Source organism: Streptomyces sp. TP-A0874, from assembly GCF_001748085.1.
Classification (GTDB): Bacteria; Actinomycetota; Actinomycetes; order Streptomycetales; family Streptomycetaceae; genus Streptomyces.
Map to the genome: position 1 here is coordinate 667,357 of NZ_BBZK01000004.1, position 22,843 is coordinate 690,199.

Consider the following 22,843-nt stretch of genomic DNA (forward strand, 5'->3'; position numbering starts at 1 on the left):
GTCCTTCACAACCGTTCTGGCAGCAATACGACACCGACTGTCTTCAACCGGTCAGCCACCCAATCGGGGGACGGGAGTTGGCGTGCCGCTGGCGACTCAGGGCTGCGGTGGTTCGAGCGTCGTGGGGCCGGTCGCGGGGACGGTCTCCGAGGGGAGTGGGGCTGGCTCAACCTCGGTGAAACGTCGACACTGGGAGGGGACGGCTCAGTCGCACGGCTCCGGCCGTCACCTCAGGACGGCCCGGAGACCGGGTTCCCTGGATCGGAGCCCATGGTGACGCGGCTGACGCCGCCGACGCGTCCCGGCTTGGAGGAGCACCGGTGCGGATCTACGTCAGCGCGGACATGGAAGGCATCACCGGGCTCGTCGACGCTGACGACGTGCAGCCCGGCGGCCGCGACTACGAGCAGGGGCGTCGGATGATGGCCGAGGACGTCAACGCGGCTGCCCGAGGAGCGGTCTCAGCCGGTGCCACCCGCATCACCGTGAACGACGCGCACGGCCCGATGCGGAACCTCCTGCCCGAAACCCTGCACCCGGCGGTCCGCCTCATCCGCGGCAGACCCAAGATCATGGGCATGCTCGACGGTCTCACCGCCGACTACGACGCCGTCGTCTGCGTCGGGTACCACTCCCGGGCCGGCACGCTCGGTGTGCTGAGCCACAGCTTCATGGGGCACGAGATCGAGGACATGTGGCTGGACGGCCGGCCGGTGGGGGAGATCGGGCTCGCTCACGCCACCGCCGCGGCCATCGGTGTTCCCGTGGCACTGCTCACCGGCGACAACCGTGCCTGCGAGGAGATGGCGGACTGGGATCCTTCCGTCGCCACCGTAGCCGTGAAGTACGCCCACGACCGCTTCGCCGCCGAACTGCGCCCCGCGGAAGAGGCACGTGCGGCTGTCGAGAAGGCCGTTGCCGAGTCTCTCGTGGTGCGGAGGACTACCCCGAAGGCTCCGGAATCGGCCGCCCTCACCGTCCGCTGGCAGTCGGCCTCGGTGGCCTCCGTGCTCCAGGGCATCCCCGGAGTCACGGTCGAGGACCATCGGACCGTTCAGGCGCGGGGGACTCTGCCCGGCCTCTACCGCCAGTTCGGGGTGTGGATGCGGGTCGCGGCCTCCCTGACCGACCAACCGCCGTACTGCTGATCGCTGCGTACAGCAGGCCTGTCGCTTCTCGACCGGATCTCGCGGAGTCGGCCGGCTTCACGGCCGCCGAGGGGTGATCGACGACAACAGCCGTGAGGGCCGTCCCTGGGACTTCTCCTTTCCGCGCGAGCAGCTCTGGAAGAGCTCCGACGCCTCGGACGACGCAGCTCTGGGGACGGGTGTCAGTGGCGTCGGCGATGCTTGCCGCTCATGTCACCGAGGCAGGGAGCCCAGATGTCGATCCGCGTTGCCAGCCGCCGCCGCGGGATCGCTTCGCTGACCCGCGCCTTCCCTGACGCGGAACTCATCGACGTGACGTCCAGGGCGCCGGAACCGTGGGTGCGGCTGAGCCCGTTCTACCCGCACGGCGGTATCCCCGTCCCTTACTGCGAGGGGTCGACCAGCCAGTCCGTGGAGGGCATCTGGCAGGCGCTCAAGGTCTTCCAGGACGCGGATGTCGACCCGGGCAAGCTCGGGATCACCACCATGAAGGGGCTGAAGCGGACGGTGCGTCGGTTCGGCCCCGTCCAGGGCCACCGCACCGGTCTGCACGGCGATCGGCTGCTCCCCTACGTGACCGCCCGACGCCGGATCTACCTGCCGGCCTACCGCTGGGTTCTCGAACACCGCGTAGCCGATCTGGTCGAGTTGCTCCGCGGCAAGCGAGATGTCGTGCTCCTGGACTACACCACCAACGGTGACGTCACCGATCCCGCCAGGCCGCTCTCCCACGCCGCGCTCGTCCAGCTGCACATCGAGGGCCGTTGGCCCCGAGAGGACGACTCGGACACGCCCGACCTGGTCGAGGGCCGAACGCGATGAGTGATGGGGCGGGTGCGGTTGTGCACCGGTCAGGTCGCCGTCCGCCTGCTTCGCGGCACGAAAGTGCGTGCGGCAGCGGGCGGACCGTAGTACCCCTGGACCGTTCTCGTTCCTTGTCCGTTGCTCCGAGGAGTCGTCGATGGCCGTTCGCCGCGTCATGCCCATCATCCAGTCAGAGGCTGTGGAGGACAGCCGTGAGTTCTACGGCCGGCTGGGCTTCGAGGAGGTCATGGATCTCGGTTGGATCACCACTCTCGCCTCGCCGGCCACTCCGACGGCCCAGGTCAGCGTGGTGACCGCCGACAGAACCGCTCCGGTCACCCCCGACATGAGCGTGGAGGTCGACGATGTGGAGGCGGCCTACGCGGCCATGCGGGACAGCGGCGCGGAGATCGTCCACCCCCTGCGGGACGAGGAGTGGGGCGTACGGCGGTTCTTCGTCCGGGACCCCAACGGGCGGGTGGTCAACGTCCTGAGCCACCGCTGACGCTTCCGGCGCGACGGGACAACCCTTAGGCAGCCACTCGTCGGGCAGGGCGTCCGCGACCGCTGTCGGCTGCGCTGGCATCGCGCCCGGGCCACCACAACCGGTGGTTCGGTCCGCACCCCCGCTCATCGGCGCGCTCGCTCATCGGTGTGCTGGGGGGCGCACCGCTCCGCTCGCACGGTCAGGCGGCTTGGAAGGACCGCTTGGACAGTCCGATGGCGTAGCCGTCGACGGTCGTGGCGGGCGGTGCCGTCGGGTCGGTGGCGGCGCCGAGGGTGACGAACAGCGGTGTGAAGTGCTCCACGGTCGGGTGTGCGTAGGGCATGCCGGGCGCGCGGTTGTGGAAGTCGGCGAGTTCGTCGATGTCGCCCCGGTCGAGCGCCTCGGCTGCCCAGGCGTCGAAGTCGGAGGACCAGCCGGGCACCTTCTCGGGGTTGGCCCAGTCGAGGAAGGGCAGGCCGTGGGTCATGTAACCGGAGCCGATGACCAGCACTCCGGACTGACGTAGGGCACGCAGCCGCCGGCCGAGGTCGAAGAGCCGCTCCGGGTCGTGGGTGGGCATGCTGAGCTGGAGGACCGGGATGTCGGCGTCGGGGTACATGATCTTCAAGGGCACCCACGCCCCGTGGTCCAGGCCGCGGCTGCTGTGCTCGTGTACCGGCTCGCTGTGCGGCATCAGTGCGGCTACCTGCCGCGCGAGTTCGGTGGCGGCCGGGGTGTCGTAGCGCATCTGGAAGTACATCGGGTCGAAGCCGCGGAAGTCGTAGACGATCTCGGTCGGCTGGCTGGTGCTGATGCTCAGCGGAGCGGACTCCCAGTGCGCGGAGACGATGAGGATGGCTCTGGGCTTGGGCAGCGAACGCGCCCAGGTGTGGAGCTCGGTCATCCAGTCGGTCATCTCGAACAGCATCGGCGCGCCGTGGCTGAGGTACAGGGCGGGCAGGGGTCCGTCCTGGGGCGTCCACAGCTGGTGAGTGGCGGCTTCTTCCGCGGTCGCGGCGCGGCGTAGGTGTGCGGAGAAGGGGTGCTGGGCCGGAATGCGGGCGTCAGCGGCCGCGGTGGTGGTGGAGGGGGTCGTCATGAGGGCTCCTCCTGAGGGTGCGGTTGGGTGTCGGTCGGTCCGGCGACTGTGTCGGTGGTGCGGATCCAGGTGACGGTGAGTTCCTGACGCTGGCCGAACCGTTCGAGGTGCTTGCCGAGCACGTCCTGGGCTCGGTTGAGGCTCGGCTCGTCGTGGCCGGCGGCGTGCAGCGTCAGTACGCCGTCGCCGACCGTGATCCGGGCGGTGGCCGTCCCGATGGTCGTGGTCGAGGTGGCGCCGTCACTGGTGAAGACGAGCTTCCGCCCGAGGTGGGCCATGAGCTGCTTGGCATACCGGGCGGGCGCCTCGGTGACGACATCGGCTCGCGAGCGCAGTAGGCGGTCCGGCATGGTGTCCTCTTTCCCGGGAGTGCTGATGCCACTTGAAAGGTTGTTGCTTCAACCATCACATTACCCCAAGATAGTTGTAGGGACAACTATCTTCTGTGAGGATGTGCGGCATGGACACGGAATGGCTGGACGACGATGAGCTGGCGGCATGGGTCCGTCTGGCGTCCGTACTGGAGCTGCTACCGGGAGTGCTCGACTCCCAGCTGCGCCGGGACGCCGGACTGACGCACTTCGAGTACTACGTCCTGGCGATGCTGTCGGAAACCCCACAGCACACCCTGCGGATGACCACGCTGGCGCTGCGGACCAACGCCACCCTCCCCCGGCTCTCCCACGTAGTGAGCCGGCTGGGGGACCGGGGCCTGGCAGAACGCCTCCCCTGCCCCGAGGACGCCCGCGCCACCAACGTCCACCTGACCCCGGCCGGCTGGGACAAGGTGCGGGAGACGGCGCCGGGACACGTCGCCAACGTCCGGCAGCACGTCATCGACGCACTGACCCCCGAGCAGATCACCCAGCTCACCGCGATCAGCGACGCCATCCTGGGCAGGCTGGACCCGGACGGCAGCATGGCCGCGACCTACAACCGCTACGACCCGCCGCGGGAGACCGCCCGGCCCCGCTGAGGCCAACGCGGTGGCGGCCTCCGGCCCACGGCGCCGTACCCACGCTCCGGGGCAGGGGCAACCCTCAGGGCCGTCGGGGCAGATCCAGCTCGGCGCGCACGGTCTTCCCGGCCGGCAGCCGCTCGCGCACCGACCACCTGTCGGCCAGCGCCTCCACCAACAGCAGTCCGCGGCCGGCGTCATCACCGGGAAGCGGCGCGGGGAGGCTGCCGGGGGCGGGAGGACGCCGATCGCCGCGCATGTCGGACACCTCGATCCGTAGCAGCACACCGGGCGCGCAGCGGAGCGCCAGCTCGAAGTCTCGGCCGGGCAGCCGGCCGTGGGTGACGGCGTTGGCGGCCAGTTCGGCCACGATCAGCGCGGCGGCATCGGAGAGGTCGCTCCCCCTCGGGATGCCCCAACGCTCGAACTGGCAGACCGCCAGGTGCCGGGCGAGCCGAGCGCCGCGGCGGGTGGAGCTGAACCGCTGGGTGAAAGCGTCGAGGGTGACCGGACCTTGCCGGGTGACGGACGTGACGGAGGTGATCTCGAAGGCCATGACGGCACTCTGCTCCCGCCCCACCCGGCCGTACCAGATCCAAAACCCCTACAGAGCGTCAGCGTACGGGTGCGAACCGTAGACAGCGCGCGCCACGAGTAGTGACGATGGACCGGTTCCGACGGGCGCGTGGAGGTGGCCGGAGATGGCTGGCAGTACGGACGGGGCGGAGGGGCCGGGCAGCACCGTTCCCTGCGCCGCCCCCGCGGTGGGCGCGGTGGGCGTGGTGGAGCCGGAGGGCTCCGACAGCCTGAAGGCCTTCGGTGCGGTGGTCAAGGCCTTCAGGCGGCGGGCGCGGCTGACCCAGGAGCAGTTCGCACCGCTCGTGCGGTACTCGCTGCCCACGGTCGCCTCGATCGAGCAGGGGCGGCGTTTCCCACCGCAGGACTTCGTGGAGCGGGCGGAGGAGGTGCTGGACTCATTCGGCACCCTGCGGGGCGCGGCCCGGCACCTCTCCCGCCGTCCCGGCCTGGCGAGTTGGTTCCGGCAGTGGGCGAAGCTGGAGGCGGAGGCGGTGGCCCTGCACACCTACGAGTGCCGGCTGATCCCCGGGCTGCTGCAGACCGAGGCGTACGCGCGGACGCTCTTCGTCAACCAGTTGCCGCCGTTGGGCGACGAACAGATCAGCGCTCAGCTGACGGCCCGGCTGGAGCGGCAGCGGTTGCTGCGGGAGCGGCCGAACACCGCGTACAGCTTCATCCTGGAGGAGCACCTCTTCCTCCGGCGGACCGGCGGGATGGCCGTGACGAGAGAGCTGGTCGATCATGTGCTGCGGATCGCGGAGCTGCGGAACGTCGAGATCCAGATCATGCCGCAGATCCGGGAGGACCACGCCGGCCTGCACGGCCCGATGCAGCTGCTGGAGACCCCGGATCACCGGTGGTTGGGGTACTGCGAAGGCCAGGAGAGCGGCCAGTTCCTCTCCGACCCCAAAGTCGTCAGCACCCTCCAGATGCGGTATGCCAGGATGCGGTCCCAGGCCCTTACCCTGGAAGACTCCCTGAGCCTGTTGCGGCGGATGCGAGGATCGACATGAACACCACTGAACCGGCCTGGTTCAAGAGCAGCTACAGCAGCGGCTCCGGCGACAGCTGCGTCGAGGTGGCGAACACGCGCGAGGCGATCCTGGTCCGCGACTCCAAGATCGAGCAGAGCCCCCGGCTCACCCTCTCCCCCGCCTCCTGGGCCACCTTCGTCTCCTACGCCACCACCGAGGACTGACGCACCGCAGCCCGAGCCACCCCCGCCGCCTCCGGCGCGGGGTGGCTCCCTCTGTCGGCGGCGCGGGAACGTGGCGGCAAGCCCCGGGGGCGGCCGTCCCACCCAAGTGGTGGGCGCACGGGGACGCACGCACTGCCTCCTGCAAGTCAGGCCAGAGGACTTGTAACGGCGTCAGCCACTGGCCGTCTGGCAAGCCAGTAAGCTCTCGGAACTGACCTCAGCAGATCGCGAGCCGCGTGTGATACGAGACCTCTACAACGTCCGGGCGCTGCCTGCGGAGGGCACCACCACACCCACACCACTCACCGACGAGGAAGAGCAACGCTTCCAGGCCGTGCTGTTCAGCGAACTCGGAAACTTGATCGCGACCGAGGCTGGGCAAGCTTCCCCGCGTACACCCCGGAAGACCGCCGCCGCCTGGTCACCGTCGCGCACCGCCTCACCACCTACTGGGGCAACAGGTGATCGCCGAAGCAGAAGACGAATGCCGCGTCAGGCTCCACCTCGCTGGGCACGAACCCCTGCCGTAATCACGGGCGTGGCCCCAGCCGCCCCGTCGCCCCGTCGCCCTGCTGAATCTCGATTGGCTCGCCCGAACACTGCCACCGGTAAGGGATACACCACCGAGTCAGCAGGGACCGCAAGGCTGGACCACGCATCGCACCAAAGCGGCGGATCACAGCGGAAACACAAGCCGACATGACCGTGAGCCTTTTCCAACCTGGCCGTCAGCGCCGCTGACCACGCTCAGCGGAGCATCCCCGTGGCCGATTGCGGATTCGCTGGTCATGAACTCGCTGCAGACTGGTGCGTCCAGGCGTCAGCAGGTCGTTGACCAGCACCGACATGAGGTTGGAAAAGGCTCACTGGCCGCAATATGGCCATGAACGCAGGCGTGACATACGAAACCTGTGGTGCCGGCGGCATGAGCGCGCCGGTGTGCCCGTAAGGAGATTCATGAAAGTCCTTCGTACCCGACACGGCGTTTCTGTTCTTCAACGCTCCAGCGGACTATTCCTCGGAAGTATCGCCGTCGCGGGAATTGCCATCTTTGCCGTCATAGTTCTTCCGGCCGCAGCATCGAAGAATTCCACGGTGGACACGATAGGACTCTGGTGCATGATGCCTTTCGGCATGAGGATTGTCTGGCGCGCCGTGGGGCGACCGCGCGTAGAGATCCACAAGGACGGACTGAAGATAATCGGACTCTTCGACCGATACTGGGTCCCGAACTCTGCTTTCCGCGGCGTAGAGACCGATCAAGGCCTCTCTATCAAAGTTTCGGGGGGCCAGGAGATCCCGGTCTTCGCTTTCTCCAGCTCGCTCATCGACCGCGGCCGGACGGTGGAGGCAGCAGCGAGTGAGATTTGCCAAGCCGCCAGTCTCCGCAGGCGAAAAAACCAGAATCAATTGTCGGTCAAGCGGAGCATTGACTGGGCCTGGATGGATATCGCCATGGCTCCGTTCCCAATCGCCGCGGGCGCCGCTATCCTGTTGGGGTGAGACGCCTCGAATGCCCGTGATCAACCGCCAAAAGGATCGAGTACGAGACCATCATGACCCCACCCGCAGCCCTGGCTGCATAAATCCGCTGTCACCCGATCATGCAGCAGTCCCCATCGCTGTCCGTACAAGCGAGGGCTTCTCCTTCCTCCTCCCTGACCACCAGGGCACTTCCATGGCCGCTGTCGCCATGACCACCCTCACCATCACCCGCCGCAAACAACTCCCCTTCGGGCAGCTCCGCTCCGAGCAGTCCGAGACCATCCCCGGCACCCGCGGCTTCGTCAGCGGAAGCATCCGTCAACGACGACGCCTGGGCCCGCGACCGCGGCATGACCGCCGGCTACGTCTACAAAAACGGCAAATGGGTCTGGACCCAGACCCCACTCAAGGACAAGGCATCCCAGAAGAAATACGCCGCCTACCGCGCCAACCCAGCCCACTACCTCATCGACGACGGCTACGCCAAGGCCAGAGAGCGGCAGTCCGCTGCAGCCCGAGCCCAGGCCCAGGCCCAGGCAGCCAAACGCGACGCAGAACGCCGCAAGCAAGACGGCATCCTTGGCAACATCAAGAAAGGCAACTGGGGAGATGCCTGGCACAACACGAAAGTTGGAGTAAAGGACTGGGCCTCAGACTGGCGGAACTGGGCAGATGTGCTAGTACTCGGCACCTGTGCGGTGGGGGCTGTGGCTTCTGGTGGAGCTGCTGCTGCATTGTGCATCCCGCTGACCGTGGCTGTGATCGGCACGAAGTTCGGTGAGGACGTTTACAACGAGGGCTGGGTTTACGGAGGCAATGCACTGTTGTGGAACGCCGGCTTCGCCACTCTGGGCGGAAAAGCAGGCGCAGCCTTCAGCAAACCTGTCACCCAATACCTCAATAACCACGGGGTACGGACGCTCGTGCGGGGGGCACGGCATGCGGTCGGCAAGGGGCGCCACCGGGCTGTCCCCACGCCCGCGTATCGTGGAGCGATGGCTGGCGTCAGCCTGGCTACTACTGTGCCAGCCTGTGGGATCGACCTCCCATATTGCCCGTGAACCGTGCCGTCTCGGGGAGGGAATAGCCAAGGTGTAGCCAAGTCTGGTCTCGGGTCGGGCTCGGCAGAGACTTCGACGGATGTGGCTACGACAGGGAGTAACAAGGTTATGAAGTCTGCAGGGCAGCGGGAGACACTGAGCTGGAAGCATCCCTACCGATGGGTGTTTTGGCCGACTCTGGTGGTGTGGACGGCGCTTTACTTCTTGGCCACCGGGTACTGGATCTGGAACGGGTTGACCGGCGGGGAGGGTTGGTTGCAGCTGGTGTTGTGGGTGCCGATTGGCGCGCCGATCGGTCTGTTCTCACTCGCGATGCTCACAGCCCGGCTCGAAGTCACCGACGAACACCTCGTGGTCAAGAACCTCCGCGCCCACCGCCCTATCCCCCTCGAAGAGGTGGTGGGCATAGACGGCTCCGACCACTGGGGGCGGGTGATACTCAACAACGGGCCGGGGGTGCGCTCACTGGTTTTGGAGGGGGTGGGCGGGCGTGTTCGTTCCTCGCGCTTTTCCAGACGTTGGGCGGCCGAGATCATGGAGCGTGCACGGGCCCGTCGGAACCAGCTCGACCAGGCGCACCCCATGCAGGAGCGAGCGGAAGGAGTGCCCGACCAGGTCGGCGATGACTTCCCGTTGGATGACCTCGGTTTGATGCTGGAGGGCGATCCCCGACTCATCGCGCCTGGACGACCAGCCGTCCACTATGCCAACCTCGCCGCAGCAGCGCGAGCGCAGTACGGTCAGCGACGGTCAGTGATAACCCCAAGCAGCAGGCGGCGGGCCTGGTGGTGGTACCCAGGCCTACGGTGGCTGTTCCCCCTACCCAGGGCACTGGCCAACCTGGCCGCGTTCGCCACCCTTCTCGCGCTGCTCAATGTGTCTGTTTTCCGGGAGCACGGAGCCACGACCTTGTCGGGGCTCGCGGTGCTATCTCTTTTCGCTACGGGAGTATTCACCTGGGGTACCTGGAAGTACAGAGGGGCCCTGCAAGAAGTGTTGCGCCTTGCTGACCAGCCTGGCGGCCAGCCCTTCTCCTACATCTCGCTGTACGTCGACGGCAGCGGCTGGTTGGTACTGTTCGATCCGGATGCCGGGCCCACAGCGCAGCCCCGCTATGTGCTGCGGCAGTGCCCTACCGAGAGTAAGGACCCCTTCGCTGCCTTGCCCCCGCCCACAGGACAGGCACAAGTGAGATGGCATAACGGCCCCGCGCCACAGAGCGAGCGCTCCAAAATACACGGAATATTGGCAGTTGCGGAGATTGACGGCGAAAATTTCTGGGGCTCACACCTCCTGTCACCCGAAATCCACGAAGAGGTACAACGCAAATTCTGGAACGAGGTTCTGGACTACTGGGTACCACAGGCACGGCCGAGCTGATTTGCGCAGTCCCGCCCACTCCGCCATCTTCCATTCCGCAGCCGGGAGCGGTGGGCCGAGTTACTCGCACCGTCCAGGAGGGGAAGGCCCAACCAAGAGCCGCAAAATTGGTCGGTCTTGAATGGAGGAGGCTGCCTCGTCACTCACGGCGTCGGGACAGCTGCATATCTGCAATGAGCATTCTCATCGCTACGGCAGTAGCCGTTCCATTCTTCCTTATTGGGCTCTCCTTGCTCGTTGACTATAAGGGCCTGGCAACGTTCTTCATTAAGGACGGGGGGTGGCAGACTGCGTGCATCATAAAGGCGCTGGGTGTGCTCTTCATGGTTGCGCCCACCTATCCAGTAACAGCCGAGACAGCCAGCCGTTTGTCCCGATAATTTCGATGGCCCCTCGGCCCGTCTACCCATAAGAAGAAGGCGACTATAATCGACATTGACGGCAGTCCAAATTACATGAAAAGCGGCAAATTCAACCTTCCTTGAATAATCTTCGCACAATTAGGGGGTTCTGTGTTTCAGATCATTGTTGGGCTCTGCTCTATCTGCTTCGGCGTTTGCGTTTCCGGGAATTTCTGGAATCTCGCGAACCGAATCTTAGAATATTATTCGGGTGGATTGAACGTCGGAACGACGACTGTTGGTACGGTCAGAGTCGTAGGGGCAATGAGCGTGCTAGTTGGCTCGTTCGGCGTTGCAGCAGGGCTATCAAGAATGCTCTGATTCCAAGGTAGTCATGCAACGCCGAGAGGCCGTAGAGATCCACGAAGACGGGCCGAAGATAATCAGTTTCTTCGACCGGCAGTTGGCCTAGAATTCTGTTTCCGCAGCATGGAGACCGAGCAATGCTGCGGCAGTGCCCCGCCGGGACTCGGGCCCCCTTCGCTGCCCTACCCCTACCCACCGGACTGGTGCTGGTGAGAAGAATGAGAGGGCATGACAGCCCCACACTGCGGAAACAGCGCAAGCGCCCCTACAGGCACGACATACTGGCGGTAGCGGAGATCGATGGACAAGTCTTCTGGGGCTCACACCTCCTGACACCCGACATCCGCGAAGAGGTGCAACGCGACCTCTGGGACGAGGTACTGGACCACTGGATTCCACAGGCACGGCCCAGCTGGTCACTGTCCGGCTATCCGTCATCAACTACCGTGAGGGAACCTTATGTTGATCACCCTTCACACGGCCGCAAACGTCGATCCAGGTAGGACAACTTGACTATCGACGCAAATACTCAATTGTCACGGGCTTTTACGGAGCTGGCAGCGCCAGCGTCTCGGGAACGTCCTGCTAACTCAGAAGTAGACTGACATGCCGACTCAGAAGAAAGGGCGGGTGCTACGACGCCGTTCGTGGCCCATCATGAGTTGGAGTGCGATCACTTTTCTCTGGATTCTATATTTTCTTACTCTATTGGCAGCCTTAGCGCATGAGAACCATCGCGATGCACTTCTTATCGGAGCCACGATCGCGGCACTCACTACACTCGTGCGCAGAATCGGCAGCTGCCGGATGGTGCTACTCCCCGATTCAATTCTGGTAGAGAACCCCATCTGTTCCTACCAGCTCCCGCATGAATCCATACACGACGTACGCATGACATCTGGTGGGGGATTGGCAATTGAAACCCGACAGGGAACAAGCGTCCAGGCCTTTGGATTCGGCGGGTCGGTCGTTGACGCGTATTTCAAGACCACCGAACGTGCAGTAGCAGAGGCCCAACAGATGTTATCGGTCGCTCACGAAGATCGCGGAAAGGCGGAACAGCAGTTGAACAACACCTTTCGGCGGTGCTGGTCAGCGGATATCCCTCTCTTGCTGGCCGCGACCTTGGCCGTAGCAGGGTTGCTGACGCCTCGTTGATATTTATCCAACCTGCGGGTGAACTGGTGTGATCACTCGTCGGCTGTCTACCAAAGCGCACCCGAAGCAGCTGGGTTCCGCTGCTTCGGGTGCGCTTTGGATGCCGGTTTCCGGAAGGACGGGCTAACTTGTGCGGGCGCAACTTCCCCGATCGGCGTGCTGTGGCCCGTCGCCGGACGGTCGGATGTCGAAGTCGAAGATGGCGGTGGGCAGATAGAGCGTGGCGCAGGAGTTTGGGATGTCGACCACGCCGCTGAAGCGGCCTTCGATCGGGGCGGCTCCGAGGAGCAGGTAGGCCTGCTCAGGCGAGTAGCCGAACTTGGTCAGGTACTCGATCGCGTTCAGGCAGGCCCGCCGGTAGGCGACCTGTGAGTCGAGGTAGCGCTGGCGGCCGTCCTCGTCGACGGAGATGCCGACGAAGGTGAGGAACTCGCTGTAGCGCGGCTCGACGTTGCCGGGGTAGAACACGGGGTTCGTCGTCACCCCGTAGGTCTGCATGCCGCCCTTGATGAGGTCGACGCCGAGATCCAGGTAGCCGCCCATCTCGATGGCGCCGCAGAAGGTGATCTCGCCGTCGCCCTGGCTGAAGTGCAGGTCACCGACGGACAGTTTGCCGCCCTCGACATACACCGGCAGGAAGATCCGGGCGCCACGGGTGAGGTTCTTGATGTCCTGGTTGCCGCCGTTCTCGCGTGGCGGCGCGGTTCGTGCCGCCTCACCCGCAGCGCGCTCGAACGCGTCGCCTTCCAGCGAGCCGAGGAGCGCCCGTTGCGGCTCCGGTGGCAACGCGAGCGGGGGCACTCGGTTGGGGTCGGTCGCGATGAGCTCGGCCTCCCGGGCGTTCCACCGACCGAGCAGGTCGTGTGACGGGGCGGTGCCGATGATGCCTGGGTGGGTGATGCCGGTGAAGCGCACACCGGGCAGGTGGCGGGAGGTCGCGATCTGCCCGTGGAAGTCCCAGATCGCCTTGTAGGCGTCCGGGAAGTGCTCGGTGAGGAAACCGCCGCCGTTGGACTTGGCGAAGATGCCCGTGTAGCCCCATCCTTGGCCGGCGACCGGCCCGGTCTCCTGCGGGACGGGACCGATGTCGAGGATGTCGACCACCAGCAGGTCACCGGGCTGCGCACCCTCCACGGCGATCGGTCCGCTGAGGGGATGGACCGTCGAGATATCGACGTCGCGGATGTCGTTGGCGGAGTCGTCGTTGTGAACCGCCCCGTCGAACCACTCCCGGCATTCGAGGCGGAACTCGGCGCCGGGCCGAACGGTCGCCACCGGTGGGATGTCGGGGTGCCAGCGGTTGTGCGGCGGGACTGCCTGGTCGTAGAACGACCGGGACTGGTCGACGCTGAAGAGCACTTCGGGCATCTGTCGTTCCTTGCCTGTGGTCACGGCCTCGGGAGGCGTGCGTGCAGTGGATTCGGCTGATGGGCATGACGACGAGGTGGTGCGGGCATGCGGTGCACCACCGTCGGCTCGTGCGCGCTGGCCTCGGCAGCGTCGCGCGCCCGTCGCAGGGCGGAGTGGGGCGAGGTGATGGCGGGCGGGGCGTACACACGTGTCGCCGCTCCGCCGCATGTGACGCAGGTCGGCTCGTGTACCGGGGCGTTGATCGGGCGGACGACTTCGAACACGCCGCACTGCCCGCACGCGTAGTCATACCTCGCCATATGAGAGCCTCCGCGTCATGTTCGGGGCGGACCGGGGGTGTGATGGCGCTGGCCTGAGCTCCCCACTGCCGCTGAAGCAATTCGTGGCGGTTTGAGCATAATGATCGTGCAGCGGTGTAGCTGAACGACTCGGTTGCGGGTAACTCCGTCGGGTATGGCGGCGCGCAAATGGGGGGCCGCTGTGTTCGACAGTTCCAATCGGTGAGGAGGTCGCTGCAACGACGGTTCGGCCTTCACCGAACCCTCCCTGGCCTAGCGTCAGGGCCATGGCTCCCACGACGCATGAATTCGACCATCACGCGGACATCCGGGCGGCGCTTGCCGATCCGGCGCTCGTACCGGAACTGCCCGCGGCGAACGCCGGTCCGGCCGGGGCGAGCGTCGCGTGGTTGTGTGCCACCGTGGCCCGGTTCAGCTCCGGTGAGCCGCACCGGCGGCGGCGGGCTCTGGTGGAGGCCGAACTGGCCCGGCTGGAGCCCGCCACACTGAGGCGGGCGGCAGCGGCGGCGCGAGAAGGGGAGGTCCGGGTACGGGTGGTGCGTGCCCTCGCCGAGGCGCTGGGGATGCCGGAGCCCGAGGCGGTTGCCGAGGCCGTGACGGTGGTGGCCGGTGCCTACTTCGGGGGTACGGACCCGGCCGCGGACGAGGCGGTGGCCCGGCTGGTGGCGCAGCTGATGCCGGAGCCGGCGGACGAAGCCGCACTGGAGGCTGCCGCCAACCGCATCGGGCTGCTGGTACAGGCCTGCGCGGCGACGGCCGCACTGGTGGAGGCCGCGGCGGACGACGACGTACCGCTGGCCCGGGTGCTCCGGGAAGTTCCGCCGGTACCGACCATGCGCCGGGTCGCCGCCCGTACCACTCAGGTCGCCGGTCGAGAGATCGCTGAGGGCGATGTAGTGCTTCTGGATCTCGCGACCGCCAACCGCGTGCACCCCGAGCCCCTCACCTTCGGGGCATCGCCGCGGGCCTGCCCCGGACGGGCCCACGCCCTCGCTCTCGCAGACGGTCTGCTCCAACGCCCGCTGACCGCCTTCGCCCGCCTGCACCACCAGGCCACCCCGCTGCTGCTGCCCAACGCATGGGACTACGCCACCGCGGCCGTCCTCGCGGTGCGGGGCTTCCAGGCGGTCGGCACCACGAGCCTCGGCGTGGCTGCGGCCGCCGGGCTGCCCGACGGCGCGGCGGCGACCGTCGAAGAGACCTTGGCCCTGGCCCGCCGGCTCGGACGGGGCTCCTTCCTGTTCACCGTCGACGCCGAGAGCGGCTTCAGCGATGACCCGGAGGAAGTAGCCGAGCTGGCGAGCAGGCTGCACGAGGCGGGCGCCGCGGGAATCAACCTGGAAGACGGTCGCCCCGACGGCACCCTCGCCCCCGTGGAGCTGCACGCCGCGAAGATCGCCGCCGTATCAAGACCGCCGTGCCCGCGCTGTTCGTGAACGCCCGGACCGACACCTACTGGCTCGGACGCCAGAAGGAAGAGACCATGACGCGCCTCGCGGTGTACGAACAGGCCGGTGCGGACGGCGTGTTCGTGCCGGGGCTGTCGGCCCCGGACGGGATCGCCACCCTGACGGCGAGCATCACCGTCCCGCTGAACATCCTGTACTCGCCCAGCGGACCGAGCCTCCCCGACCTCGCCGGGCTGGGCGTGCGCAGGGTCAGCCTGGGCTCGCTGCTCTACCGCAGGGCTCTGACGGCGGCCGTGACCGCCGCGACCGCCGTGCGCGACGGCCTGCCGACGGACCTCACGGCCCTCCCCTACGCAGAGGTGCAGGAGCTGGGGGTGCCTGGTGAGACACCGCGGACGACCGTACGGCCCGCCGGGTCATAGGTCGCCAGCTCCGAAGCGGGAACATGCACCCGCCCGGTGACGAACTCCTGGCTCACAGGGGCTGGAGCCGGGTGTGCAGCAGGCAGAACTCGTTGCCTTCAGGGTCGGCCAGCACATGCCAGCTCTCACCGCCGGTCTGGCCGACGTCGACGGGCCTGGCGCCGAGAGCGAGCAGCCGCTCCAGCTCGGCGTCCTGGTCGCGGTCGGTGGCGTTGACGTCGATGTGCAGTCGGAGCTTCCCGGTCCGCGGGGCGCTGCTGGGGCTGAGGACGAGGGTGGGCTGCGGGCCACCGAAGCCGGCGTCGGGCGGGCCGATCTCGATGCTGCCGTCTTCCTCCCGGTCGAGTTCGACGTAGCCGAGGACCTCGCTCCAGAATGCGGCGAGTTGCTCGGGATCGGCGACATCGATTACCAGCTCACTGATACGGCATGCCATACCAGGCAGTGTACGGGGGCCACCCGGCTTTTCAGCCGTACAGGCGGCCGACGGGCCGCATATGGCACGCGCCCGCTTCGTGCGGGTCCGCTGATCCCTGATGGCGCATCTTCCCCTGTCGGCACACGGTCTCAGTGGTCGGAAGGTCGCACGGGAATCGCGAGGTGATTCGCGCCGGATGTGAGCCCTCGAAACCCGGATGCACGCCGCACGTCCGCCTGCCACCTTTGCTGTCATGGGTGCGTTCGAGCAGCTCGTTGCGGAAGGCCAAGCAGTCCCCACCGCGGGGTGGGACTTCTCCTGGTTCGCAGGTCGCGCCAGCGAGCAGAGGCCGTCCTGGGGCTATGCCAGGCTGCTTGCCGAGCGGATGGCGAGAGCTACGGCCGGCCTCGATATCCAGACGGGTGGCGGCGAGGTGCTCGCCTCGGTCCCGGTCGCTCCGCCGGTACTGGCGGCGACGGAGTCCTGGGCCCCGAACATCGCGATCGCCCGCCGGACGCTGGCGAAGTTCGGCGCGACCGTCGTGGAAGCCGAGGACGCGTCCGACCTGCCCTTCGCCGAGCAGTCGTTCGACCTGGTGGTCAGCCGGCATCCCGTGGTGACCCGCTGGGACGAGGTACGACGAGTGCTGCGCACGGGCGGCGTGTACCTGGCCCAACACGTGGGTGCGGGCTCGGTGCGGGAACTCACCGAGTTCATGATGGGGCCTCAGCCGACGGGAGCCCGCCTACCGTCGGCGGCCACCACCTACTCCGGCAGCAGCACGTTCGCGGCGATCGCCGCTGCCGAGGAGGCGGGCTTGGATGTCGTCGATGTGCGTCAGGAAGCTCTCCGGATGGAGTTCCACGACATCGCGGCGGTGGTCCACTTTCTGCGCAAGGTGATCTGGATCGTTCCCGGTTTCACAGTGGACGCCTACCGTGGCCGCCTGGCGGAACTCCATTCCTTCATCGAGCGCCATGGTCCGTTCGTGGCGCACTCGCAGCGCTTTCTCATCGAGGCGCACCGGAGAAGCTAAGGGGCTCGACGCCCACGGCGATTCATCATCATGGGTCGAAGTCTCCTTCTCCGCACAGCACTCAGCGCCTGTCGGCAGCGCGTCCCGGGAAAGTACAGGTCACTCGTCCTCATGCGAGTTGCGGCCCCTCCTACATCGGGTTCCCGAACTTCTCGGCGGGACCGAAATCAGCGAAGGTGGCGATGTTGTGCCCCTCGGTGCCGCCGAAGTCAATCCACTGCTCGAACCGCACGGTGCGCCCGTTCTCGTCGATCCACTGGTCACACTTGAAGGAAGAGACGCCCGAGGTACGCATCGAGTTGTGGACGCTCGGGTCGATGGCACGGATCTGATCGGCCCTGAGGCGCCCCGAGAGACGGTAGGCGGTCACCCCGCCCCGTTCCTCGACACCCTTGCGCGCCGAGCGGCCGAGGCCCAGCAGCAGTTTCGCGTACTCGGCGTAGTCGGTGATGACGTTCGTCTCGGACTTGGGGAGCCGTTGCCAGCCGCCCTCCGCATCCAGATCCCGACCGAACCGGCCGTCGGAGGTCACCACCATCTCCATCCGCATGGCCTGCTCGGGCGGGGTGTTCTCACCGGTACGCAGCTCCAGGCGACCGGTGAACTCGGTGTTGAGATTGACGCGGCCGGACATGCGCATGTTGCCGACCCCGCCCACCTCGGTCTTCACAAGCAGGTCCGCCGAGTACGGCGACTTGTCGGCCCGCTCCAGCGCAACCATCGGATCGAACACCTCCGCCGCGGTGGCGGAGGCCTCTGGCGTGGCCCGGCTCTGAGCGGCCGCGGGGCCGGGCTCCGCAGAGCAGGACACCGTCCCAGCGAGCAGAAGGCCTGACACGGCCAACGCGGCCGTGGCTATCGGGGTGGGGAGACGGACAGCAGACACCTGGGTCCTCAGCAGTTGAAGTAGAAATGAGATGGCATCTTGCCATAGGGGGACCAAACCGAGCGCGGTGATTCTGACGGTGCTTCGGCGGCTTGGGCGACGGTGCGGAGGCGTCCAGGTGAATGGACGTCCGGACACGGTGGCAGTCGGCCCGTGCCGAGGTGGTACGGCGTGGTCTGGAGAGCATGTACGGATCCCGGATCGGACCAGCTGGCGGTCACCCTCCCCCGGTACGGTGTATCCGTCGTATTCGAGGCTGAACTGGCAACGCCGGCAGAAGGGTTGCGTCGCGGGTTGAAATGCGCTAACGAAATCCTCGCCGGAAGCCGGAAGCCGGAAGCCGGAAGCCGGAAGCCGGAAGCCGGAAGCCGGAAGCCGGAAGCCGGAAGCCGGAAGCCGGAAGCCGGAAGCCGGAAGCCGGAAGCCGGAAGCCGGAAGCCGGAAGCCCCGGCAGGCGGTAGGACCTCTGGTTGCCGTGCGGGGCGCCCGTGAACTCTGGTAATGGGATGGGGCATCTCCGGGTCCCCGTAGGGCATGACGCGCACCGCTGGAGCACCTTCCCCGGTGTGCGGACCCTGGTGGTGGCCGCCCGAACGGTCACTTCCACCGTGCGTGTCCTGGAGTGTCTGCCGGCGCTGCTGCGCGGTGACGACCGCATCACCGTGGTCTTCGCATACGACCCCACCTCGGCCTTCAGCGACGGAGTCCACGACCTCCTCCGTGACGCCGGCTGCCGGGTCATGCCCTGGTCGCAGCTGGCTGACATCACCCCTGACCTCATCCTCACCGCCAGCGAGAACATAGCTGTGCCGGAGGGGGAGTGCCCGGTGCTCGTCCTGCCGCACGGCATCGGTTTCCAGAAGCTGGTACCGGACTCCCGGGCCGAGCGGACCAGGGTCTCCGGAATCGTGCCCGAGCCACTGCTGGAGTCGGGCCGGGCCTGGCTGGCCGTCTCACACCCCAGCCAGGAAGAGCAGTTGCTCGCCACGCACCCGAAGGCCACCGGCCGGACCCTGCTCATCGGCGATCCCTGCTTCGACGAACTGCGGGTCAGCCTCCCCAGTGCGCCGTCCTACGGGCGGGCCCTGGGTGCCGCAGAGGGGCGGCGTCTGGTGGTGCTCAGCTCCACCTGGGGGCCCACCTCCCTACTCGGCCGGCACCCGGAACTGCCGGCCCGGTTAGCAGCCGCCCTTCCGTACGACGAGTACCGGCTGGCCGCGATCGTCCACCCCAACGTCTGGGCGGCGCACGGCTCCTGGCAGATCCGCACTCTCCTGGCTCCCGCTCTGGAGGCGGGGCTGCTGCTGATACCGGCCGTCCATGCCTGGCGGTCGGCGCTGGTGGCGGCCGACGTGGTCGTGGGCGACCACGGTTCGGTCACGCTCTACGGCGCCGCGCTGGGCAAGCCCGTGCTGCTCGCCGCCTTCGGCGAGGACGCGGTGCCCGGTACTGCCGTGGCCCGCCTGGGAGAGGCCGCGCCACGCCTCGACACCCGGCAGGATCCATGCCGGCAGATCGACACCGCGCTTCGGAGTCACACCCCCGGGCGCTACCGGGAGGTGGCCGAACTCGCCTTCGCCGAACCAGGGGGTGCGCTGGCCCGGCTGCGCACCGCCCTCTACCAGTTGCTCAGGCTGGACGAGCCGGGTTCCTCCCCACCGCTTCCGCTGAGGCTGCCTCACCCGGAGCCACCGGTCATCGCCACCGCCTCGTGGACGGTGGTCACCACCGCCTCCCGCGAGCCAGGAGGAACGGTCGTCACCGTACGGCGCCACCCGGCTGCCGTGGACCCCGGCGGGGACGGCGAGCAGGACACCGCGGCGTATGTGCACCTGGCCTGCGACGAAGAAGAAGAGGACCACCGGCTGACCGAGAGCGCTTCGGTGGTTCTCCGCAGCCGCCCGGCCCAGAGCGCGGTGGCCGCGCTGAGCTGGATCCGGGACACGTTGAACCGCCTGCCCGGCAGCCGGCTCGCCGCTGTGGCGCTGAGCGGGGGCGACTGTCTGGTGGGGATGCGGGACGGGCGGATCGTGGAGGTCGCGGTCAGCGGCCCGGCCGTCGATCCGGGCCTGCCGGCCGCCCTCGTCTACGCCTGCCTCCGAGCCGGTCTGCCGATGGCTGACGTCTTCGTGACGCTTCGGGTCGGCGAACTGCGTTCGGAGGAAGCCGAAATCCGGGTGCGGCATCTCCCGCCCAACGGCCTGCGGCCCTGACCGCTGCGGCCCTGACTGGCGAGACCGCCCGCCTCGGCCTCACCCCTGCCCGGTGGCGCCACCCTCGCCGCCCGTAACGTCCGTGTCCTCCGGGCGGGAGACGCGTTGCAGCCGTGCCCGCAGCCCCTCGGCCTCCGGGCTGCCGCCCTGCTCGTGGATCTCGACGGCGCGGGCCAGGTGGGTACGTTGGGCGTCCGGTGCACCGCCGGTCCGTTCGAGAAGATCGGCGAGGCGCACCAGGGTCTGTGCTTCGTAGTGGCTGGCGCGCTGCGCACGGAGCGCTCGGGCCGCGCCGTCGAGGATTTCCACGGCTTTCCCGGTGTCGCCCAGTTGCTCGTGGACGGCACCGATGGCGGCCAGCACCCTGGCCGCCATACGTTCGTCACCGCGCTCCAGCAGCGCCTGTTCTGCTCTGCCCAGGGTCTCAAGGGCCTGGCGGTGGTGCCCGGCGGCATCCTGCGCGCATCCCAGGAAGTAGGTGGCGATGGCCACTCCGCGCCACTCCCCCGCCTCGATGTTGAGCTCGATGGAACGCCGGTAGGCGGCCATGGCCCGGGAGGGATCGCAGCGGTCCCAGTAGCGTCCGAAGAACTCGTACACCGAGGCGGAGAGGGCGGTGTGCCCCGACACCTCCGCGCAGGCGACGGCCGCCTCCAGTTCACCGTGCGCCCGGTCGTGGTCTCCGAGGTCCATCAGGGGGCGCGAGAGCAGGCTGCGCAGCCGCGCCTCCGCCGCCGGGACGACGGCCTCGGCGGCCGAGGTGGCGCCCAACTCCAGCGATTCCTTCCACTCCCTGACGTAGCGGCGGTGCAGGAACAGGGCGGTGAACCCCTCCGCCAGCGGCCACACCTGCTGGTGGAGACCGAGGCGGGAGGCTTCCCGGAGCACGGCCAGGATGTTGGCGCGCTCGGCGTCCAGCCAGGCCAGCGGGTCCGGTCCGCCCTCGGCGGCGAAGGGATCGGGGGCCTCGCCCACCAGGTCGGCGAGTTCCCCGATGCGTAGCCGGTCCTGGCGTACCGCCCGGTCGGCGAAGGCGGTGAGGGCGAGGTAGTGCCCGGTGACTCGCGCGACCACGGCTCGCTGGGTGGAGGCCGGTTCTTCTTCGGCGGCGTGTTCTCGCGCGTGCAGCCGCACGAGATCGTGGAAGCGGTACCGGCCGTCCGCCGTGGCGTCGAGCAGGCTCGCCTCCTCCAGGAGGCCCAGCACCGGCTCGGCGGTCGCGAGGTCCAGGCTCGCGGCGGCAGCGGCCGTGCCCGCGTCGAAGGTGCGGCCGGGCAGCCATCCCAGGATCCGGTACAAACGGGCGGCATCGGAGGGGAGTTCGCGGTAGCTGAGGTCGAGAATGGCGGACATCGAGTGCTCTCCTCGCAGCGACAGTCCTCGCAGGCGGCGGTTTTCGTCGGCCAGTTCCTCGACGAGTCGGGCCATGGACAGCCGTCCCCGGGCCAGCAGCAGCCTCGCGGCGACCAGGTGCAGGGCCTTCGGCAGACCGGCGCAGATCTCGACGAGCCGCTGGGCCGCCGGCCGCTCGGCCTCGACCGCCTGCCTCCCGCACCGGTCGGCCAGCAGCAGGAGGCCGGCCTCGTCGTCCAGCGGTTTCAGGGGTAGCGGCCTGGCTCCGTCCAGGGTCAGTTCACCCAGTCCGCTGTTGCTGGTGACCAGCACAGTGCTCCCGCGCCCCTTGGGCACCAGTGATCTGACCTGGGCGGGCTGGTCCACGTCGTCCAGCAGGATCAGCAGCCGGCGTCCGGCGGACCGGGTACGGAAGAGGGCCACCCGGTCCTCCAGGGACTCGGGGATGTAGCTGTCGGCCACTCCCAGGGCGGACAGCGCACTGGCCAGGGCGGTGGAGACGTCGCCGCCCGTCCGGCTGCCGCGCAGTGCGGCGAAGTCGATGAAGATCTGCCCGTCCGGAAAACGGTCCCGCGCCGCGTCCGCGTACCGGCAGGCCAGGGAGGTCTTGCCGATACCGCGCATGCCGGAGAGTACTTCCAGCCGCACTCCGGAAGCAGCGCCCGCCTGCCCGTCCTGGCCAGCGTCGGCTAACCCGAGTTCCTGTAGTTCCTTCGTGCGGTTGACGAATGGGACGGTCAGCGCAGGCACCTGGTCGGGTCGGGAGTCCGGCCCGCTCGGGGGCGGGGGCGGCACGGTGAAAGTGATGCCCCCATGGATGTTCTGCGCCTGGATGACCGGGCCGTCCGCGTTCCCGGAGAGGTCGTTCCTGAACTGCCGGTTCTCCGGCCGGCTGCCCTCACCCGTCACGATGCGCCCCGGCCCTGTTCGGGCGGGAGCGCACCGGAGCTGTTGAACGTCAGCCCGGAGAAGTGCTGGCCTTGGAAGACCGGCCCGTTCTGCACGCCCCCGCTGATGGTGTTGTGTACCGCCACCGAGGACGGTTCTTCCGCTCCGGCGCTCATCTCCGCCAGCAGCGACCGGAGTTCCTCCGCCGCTTCGGGGTCGGCCTGGAGTACCCGGCGCAGCCGTGTGCGCCACCCGGCCTCGATGTCGGAGGCGGCCGACTCGTCCTCGGATTCCCGGGCGGCCACCAACTCCTCCCGGGACAGCCGTAGCTCCTCCTCGGCCGCCCCCGCCTCGCCGCCCCGGGCGAAGAACCGTGCCAGCCGGTCCCGCGCCTGCGTCCAGCCCTCCGACACCATGAGTCCGACCAGCGTCGTCGCCCCCGATGCGGCCAGAGCCGTCAACTCGGCGTCCATACAACCCCCTT

Annotated in this window: 21 protein-coding genes and 1 pseudogene; 13 read left to right on the top strand and 9 right to left on the bottom strand. The window is 67.8% G+C overall.

Going from position 1 to position 22,843, the window contains the following annotated elements:
* Nucleotides 1–320 precede the first annotated feature (320 nt).
* From BGP73_RS06985 to BGP73_RS06995, 3 genes are all read left to right on the top strand, one after another.
* On the top strand, nt 321–1,148 hold the full coding sequence (locus tag BGP73_RS06985) for a M55 family metallopeptidase (RefSeq protein WP_069812644.1): 828 nt from the start codon (nt 321–323) through the stop codon (nt 1,146–1,148).
* Between the two features lie 234 nt (nt 1,149–1,382).
* Nucleotides 1,383–1,970: a DUF6939 family protein gene (locus BGP73_RS06990; protein ID WP_069812646.1), complete on the top strand. Its 588-nt coding sequence runs from the start codon at nt 1,383–1,385 to the stop codon at nt 1,968–1,970.
* A gap of 139 nt (nt 1,971–2,109) precedes the next feature.
* Complete coding sequence (locus BGP73_RS06995) at nt 2,110–2,457, top strand: VOC family protein (protein ID WP_069812648.1); 348 nt, start codon at nt 2,110–2,112, stop codon at nt 2,455–2,457.
* Between the two features lie 181 nt (nt 2,458–2,638).
* Here BGP73_RS06995 and BGP73_RS07000 read toward each other — a convergent pair whose 3' ends face one another.
* Both BGP73_RS07000 and BGP73_RS07005 read right to left on the bottom strand, forming a co-directional pair.
* Nucleotides 2,639–3,538: a dioxygenase family protein gene (locus BGP73_RS07000; protein WP_069812649.1), complete on the bottom strand. Its 900-nt coding sequence runs from the start codon at nt 3,536–3,538 to the stop codon at nt 2,639–2,641.
* Nucleotides 3,535–3,888 (bottom strand): DUF2218 domain-containing protein, encoded by a 354-nt coding sequence (locus BGP73_RS07005; protein WP_069812651.1) that lies wholly within the window; start codon nt 3,886–3,888, stop codon nt 3,535–3,537. Before BGP73_RS07005 ends, BGP73_RS07000 begins: the two co-directional genes overlap by 4 nt.
* Before the next feature lie 110 nt (nt 3,889–3,998).
* On the opposite strand from BGP73_RS07005, the gene BGP73_RS07010 reads away from it, so the two are divergent.
* Nucleotides 3,999–4,514 carry a MarR family winged helix-turn-helix transcriptional regulator gene (locus BGP73_RS07010; RefSeq protein WP_069812653.1) on the top strand — a complete coding sequence of 172 codons (516 nt, stop codon included), beginning with the start codon at nt 3,999–4,001 and terminating at the stop codon, nt 4,512–4,514.
* A gap of 64 nt (nt 4,515–4,578) precedes the next feature.
* On the opposite strand, the gene BGP73_RS07015 is transcribed toward BGP73_RS07010, so the two are convergent.
* Entirely contained in the window at nt 4,579–5,052 is a 474-nt protein-coding gene (locus BGP73_RS07015; RefSeq protein WP_069812655.1) for an ATP-binding protein, read from the bottom strand.
* A 145-nt stretch (nt 5,053–5,197) separates the two neighbouring features.
* Between BGP73_RS07015 and BGP73_RS07020 the strand changes: the two genes are divergently transcribed.
* The 6 genes from BGP73_RS07020 to BGP73_RS22850 all read left to right on the top strand — a co-directional run bounded on the left by BGP73_RS07020 (nt 5,198) and on the right by BGP73_RS22850 (nt 12,064).
* On the top strand, nt 5,198–6,088 hold the full coding sequence (locus BGP73_RS07020) for a helix-turn-helix domain-containing protein (protein ID WP_079127269.1): 891 nt from the start codon (nt 5,198–5,200) through the stop codon (nt 6,086–6,088).
* Nucleotides 6,085–6,273 carry a DUF397 domain-containing protein gene (locus BGP73_RS07025; protein WP_069812657.1) on the top strand — a complete coding sequence of 63 codons (189 nt, stop codon included), beginning with the start codon at nt 6,085–6,087 and terminating at the stop codon, nt 6,271–6,273. The genes BGP73_RS07020 and BGP73_RS07025 overlap by 4 nt, the downstream gene beginning before the upstream one ends.
* A gap of 957 nt (nt 6,274–7,230) precedes the next feature.
* Nucleotides 7,231–7,776 (top strand): hypothetical protein, encoded by a 546-nt coding sequence (locus BGP73_RS07030; protein WP_139134531.1) that lies wholly within the window; start codon nt 7,231–7,233, stop codon nt 7,774–7,776.
* 332 nt (nt 7,777–8,108) lie between these two features.
* Complete coding sequence (locus tag BGP73_RS22845) at nt 8,109–8,819, top strand: hypothetical protein (protein WP_139134532.1); 711 nt, start codon at nt 8,109–8,111, stop codon at nt 8,817–8,819.
* Between the two features lie 108 nt (nt 8,820–8,927).
* A complete protein-coding gene (locus tag BGP73_RS07035) occupies nt 8,928–10,199 on the top strand; it encodes a hypothetical protein (RefSeq protein WP_139134533.1) in 1,272 nt (423 codons plus the stop codon).
* Between the two features lie 1,313 nt (nt 10,200–11,512).
* On the top strand, nt 11,513–12,064 hold the full coding sequence (locus tag BGP73_RS22850; RefSeq protein WP_139134534.1) for a hypothetical protein: 552 nt from the start codon (nt 11,513–11,515) through the stop codon (nt 12,062–12,064).
* Nucleotides 12,065–12,187: 123 nt separating this feature from the next.
* Here the strand turns inward: BGP73_RS22850 and fmdA are convergent, their stop codons facing one another.
* Nucleotides 12,188–13,432 (bottom strand): formamidase, encoded by a 1,245-nt coding sequence (gene fmdA / locus BGP73_RS07045; RefSeq protein ID WP_069812663.1) that lies wholly within the window; start codon nt 13,430–13,432, stop codon nt 12,188–12,190.
* Nucleotides 13,433–13,452: 20 nt separating this feature from the next.
* Nucleotides 13,453–13,734, bottom strand: a complete 282-nt coding sequence (locus BGP73_RS23885; protein WP_079127270.1) for an FmdB family zinc ribbon protein — start codon at nt 13,732–13,734, stop codon at nt 13,453–13,455.
* 266 nt (nt 13,735–14,000) lie between these two features.
* Between BGP73_RS23885 and BGP73_RS07050 the strand changes: the two are divergent.
* A pseudogene (locus tag BGP73_RS07050) lies at nt 14,001–15,565 on the top strand (isocitrate lyase/phosphoenolpyruvate mutase family protein).
* A 52-nt stretch (nt 15,566–15,617) separates the two neighbouring features.
* Here BGP73_RS07050 and BGP73_RS07055 read toward each other — a convergent pair.
* Nucleotides 15,618–16,001 carry a VOC family protein gene (locus BGP73_RS07055; protein WP_069812665.1) on the bottom strand — a complete coding sequence of 128 codons (384 nt, stop codon included), beginning with the start codon at nt 15,999–16,001 and terminating at the stop codon, nt 15,618–15,620.
* A 235-nt stretch (nt 16,002–16,236) separates the two neighbouring features.
* On the opposite strand from BGP73_RS07055, the gene BGP73_RS07060 reads away from it, so the two are divergent.
* Entirely contained in the window at nt 16,237–17,019 is a 783-nt protein-coding gene (locus tag BGP73_RS07060) for a class I SAM-dependent methyltransferase (protein WP_069812667.1), read from the top strand.
* A 130-nt stretch (nt 17,020–17,149) separates the two neighbouring features.
* Here BGP73_RS07060 and BGP73_RS21855 read toward each other — a convergent pair whose 3' ends face one another.
* Nucleotides 17,150–17,740, bottom strand: coding sequence for an LppX_LprAFG lipoprotein (locus BGP73_RS21855; RefSeq protein ID WP_139134535.1), 591 nt, complete (start codon nt 17,738–17,740; stop codon nt 17,150–17,152).
* Nucleotides 17,741–18,411: 671 nt separating this feature from the next.
* On the opposite strand from BGP73_RS21855, the gene BGP73_RS07070 reads away from it, so the two are divergent.
* The gene (locus BGP73_RS07070; protein ID WP_069812669.1) at nt 18,412–20,118 is read left to right on the top strand and encodes a hypothetical protein; all 1,707 of its coding nucleotides are present in this window, start codon (nt 18,412–18,414) and stop codon (nt 20,116–20,118) included.
* A gap of 39 nt (nt 20,119–20,157) precedes the next feature.
* Here BGP73_RS07070 and BGP73_RS07075 read toward each other — a convergent pair whose 3' ends face one another.
* Together BGP73_RS07075 and BGP73_RS07080 are read right to left on the bottom strand one after the other, a co-directional pair.
* The gene (locus BGP73_RS07075; RefSeq protein WP_069812671.1) at nt 20,158–22,380 is read right to left on the bottom strand and encodes an NB-ARC domain-containing protein; all 2,223 of its coding nucleotides are present in this window, start codon (nt 22,378–22,380) and stop codon (nt 20,158–20,160) included.
* Complete coding sequence (locus BGP73_RS07080; protein WP_069812673.1) at nt 22,377–22,832, bottom strand: hypothetical protein; 456 nt, start codon at nt 22,830–22,832, stop codon at nt 22,377–22,379. Before BGP73_RS07080 ends, BGP73_RS07075 begins: the two co-directional genes overlap by 4 nt.
* Nucleotides 22,833–22,843: the final 11 nt, after the last annotated feature.

Excerpts from the sequence above, each read along its gene's own strand:
- BGP73_RS07080 (WP_069812673.1), bottom strand. The coding sequence starts at position 22,832 with ATGGACGCCGAGTTGACGGCTCTGGCCGCATCGGGGGCGACGACGCTG.
- BGP73_RS21855 (WP_139134535.1), bottom strand. The coding sequence starts at position 17,740 with ATGGTTGCGCTGGAGCGGGCCGACAAGTCGCCGTACTCGGCGGACCTG.
- BGP73_RS07015 (WP_069812655.1), bottom strand. The coding sequence starts at position 5,052 with ATGGCCTTCGAGATCACCTCCGTCACGTCCGTCACCCGGCAAGGTCCG.
- BGP73_RS07070 (WP_069812669.1), top strand. The coding sequence starts at position 18,412 with ATGGGGCATCTCCGGGTCCCCGTAGGGCATGACGCGCACCGCTGGAGC.
- BGP73_RS07025 (WP_069812657.1), top strand. The coding sequence starts at position 6,085 with ATGAACACCACTGAACCGGCCTGGTTCAAGAGCAGCTACAGCAGCGGC.
- BGP73_RS07060 (WP_069812667.1), top strand. The coding sequence starts at position 16,237 with ATGGGTGCGTTCGAGCAGCTCGTTGCGGAAGGCCAAGCAGTCCCCACC.
- BGP73_RS07000 (WP_069812649.1), bottom strand. The coding sequence starts at position 3,538 with ATGACGACCCCCTCCACCACCACCGCGGCCGCTGACGCCCGCATTCCG.
- BGP73_RS07035 (WP_139134533.1), top strand. The coding sequence starts at position 8,928 with ATGAAGTCTGCAGGGCAGCGGGAGACACTGAGCTGGAAGCATCCCTAC.
- BGP73_RS07030 (WP_139134531.1), top strand. The coding sequence starts at position 7,231 with ATGAAAGTCCTTCGTACCCGACACGGCGTTTCTGTTCTTCAACGCTCC.
- BGP73_RS07055 (WP_069812665.1), bottom strand. The coding sequence starts at position 16,001 with ATGGCATGCCGTATCAGTGAGCTGGTAATCGATGTCGCCGATCCCGAG.
- BGP73_RS06995 (WP_069812648.1), top strand. The coding sequence starts at position 2,110 with ATGGCCGTTCGCCGCGTCATGCCCATCATCCAGTCAGAGGCTGTGGAG.
- fmdA (WP_069812663.1), bottom strand. The coding sequence starts at position 13,432 with ATGCCCGAAGTGCTCTTCAGCGTCGACCAGTCCCGGTCGTTCTACGAC.
- BGP73_RS07005 (WP_069812651.1), bottom strand. The coding sequence starts at position 3,888 with ATGCCGGACCGCCTACTGCGCTCGCGAGCCGATGTCGTCACCGAGGCG.
- BGP73_RS23885 (WP_079127270.1), bottom strand. The coding sequence starts at position 13,734 with ATGGCGAGGTATGACTACGCGTGCGGGCAGTGCGGCGTGTTCGAAGTC.
- BGP73_RS22850 (WP_139134534.1), top strand. The coding sequence starts at position 11,513 with ATGCCGACTCAGAAGAAAGGGCGGGTGCTACGACGCCGTTCGTGGCCC.
- BGP73_RS07020 (WP_079127269.1), top strand. The coding sequence starts at position 5,198 with ATGGCTGGCAGTACGGACGGGGCGGAGGGGCCGGGCAGCACCGTTCCC.
- BGP73_RS06990 (WP_069812646.1), top strand. The coding sequence starts at position 1,383 with ATGTCGATCCGCGTTGCCAGCCGCCGCCGCGGGATCGCTTCGCTGACC.
- BGP73_RS07010 (WP_069812653.1), top strand. The coding sequence starts at position 3,999 with ATGGACACGGAATGGCTGGACGACGATGAGCTGGCGGCATGGGTCCGT.
- BGP73_RS22845 (WP_139134532.1), top strand. The coding sequence starts at position 8,109 with ATGACCGCCGGCTACGTCTACAAAAACGGCAAATGGGTCTGGACCCAG.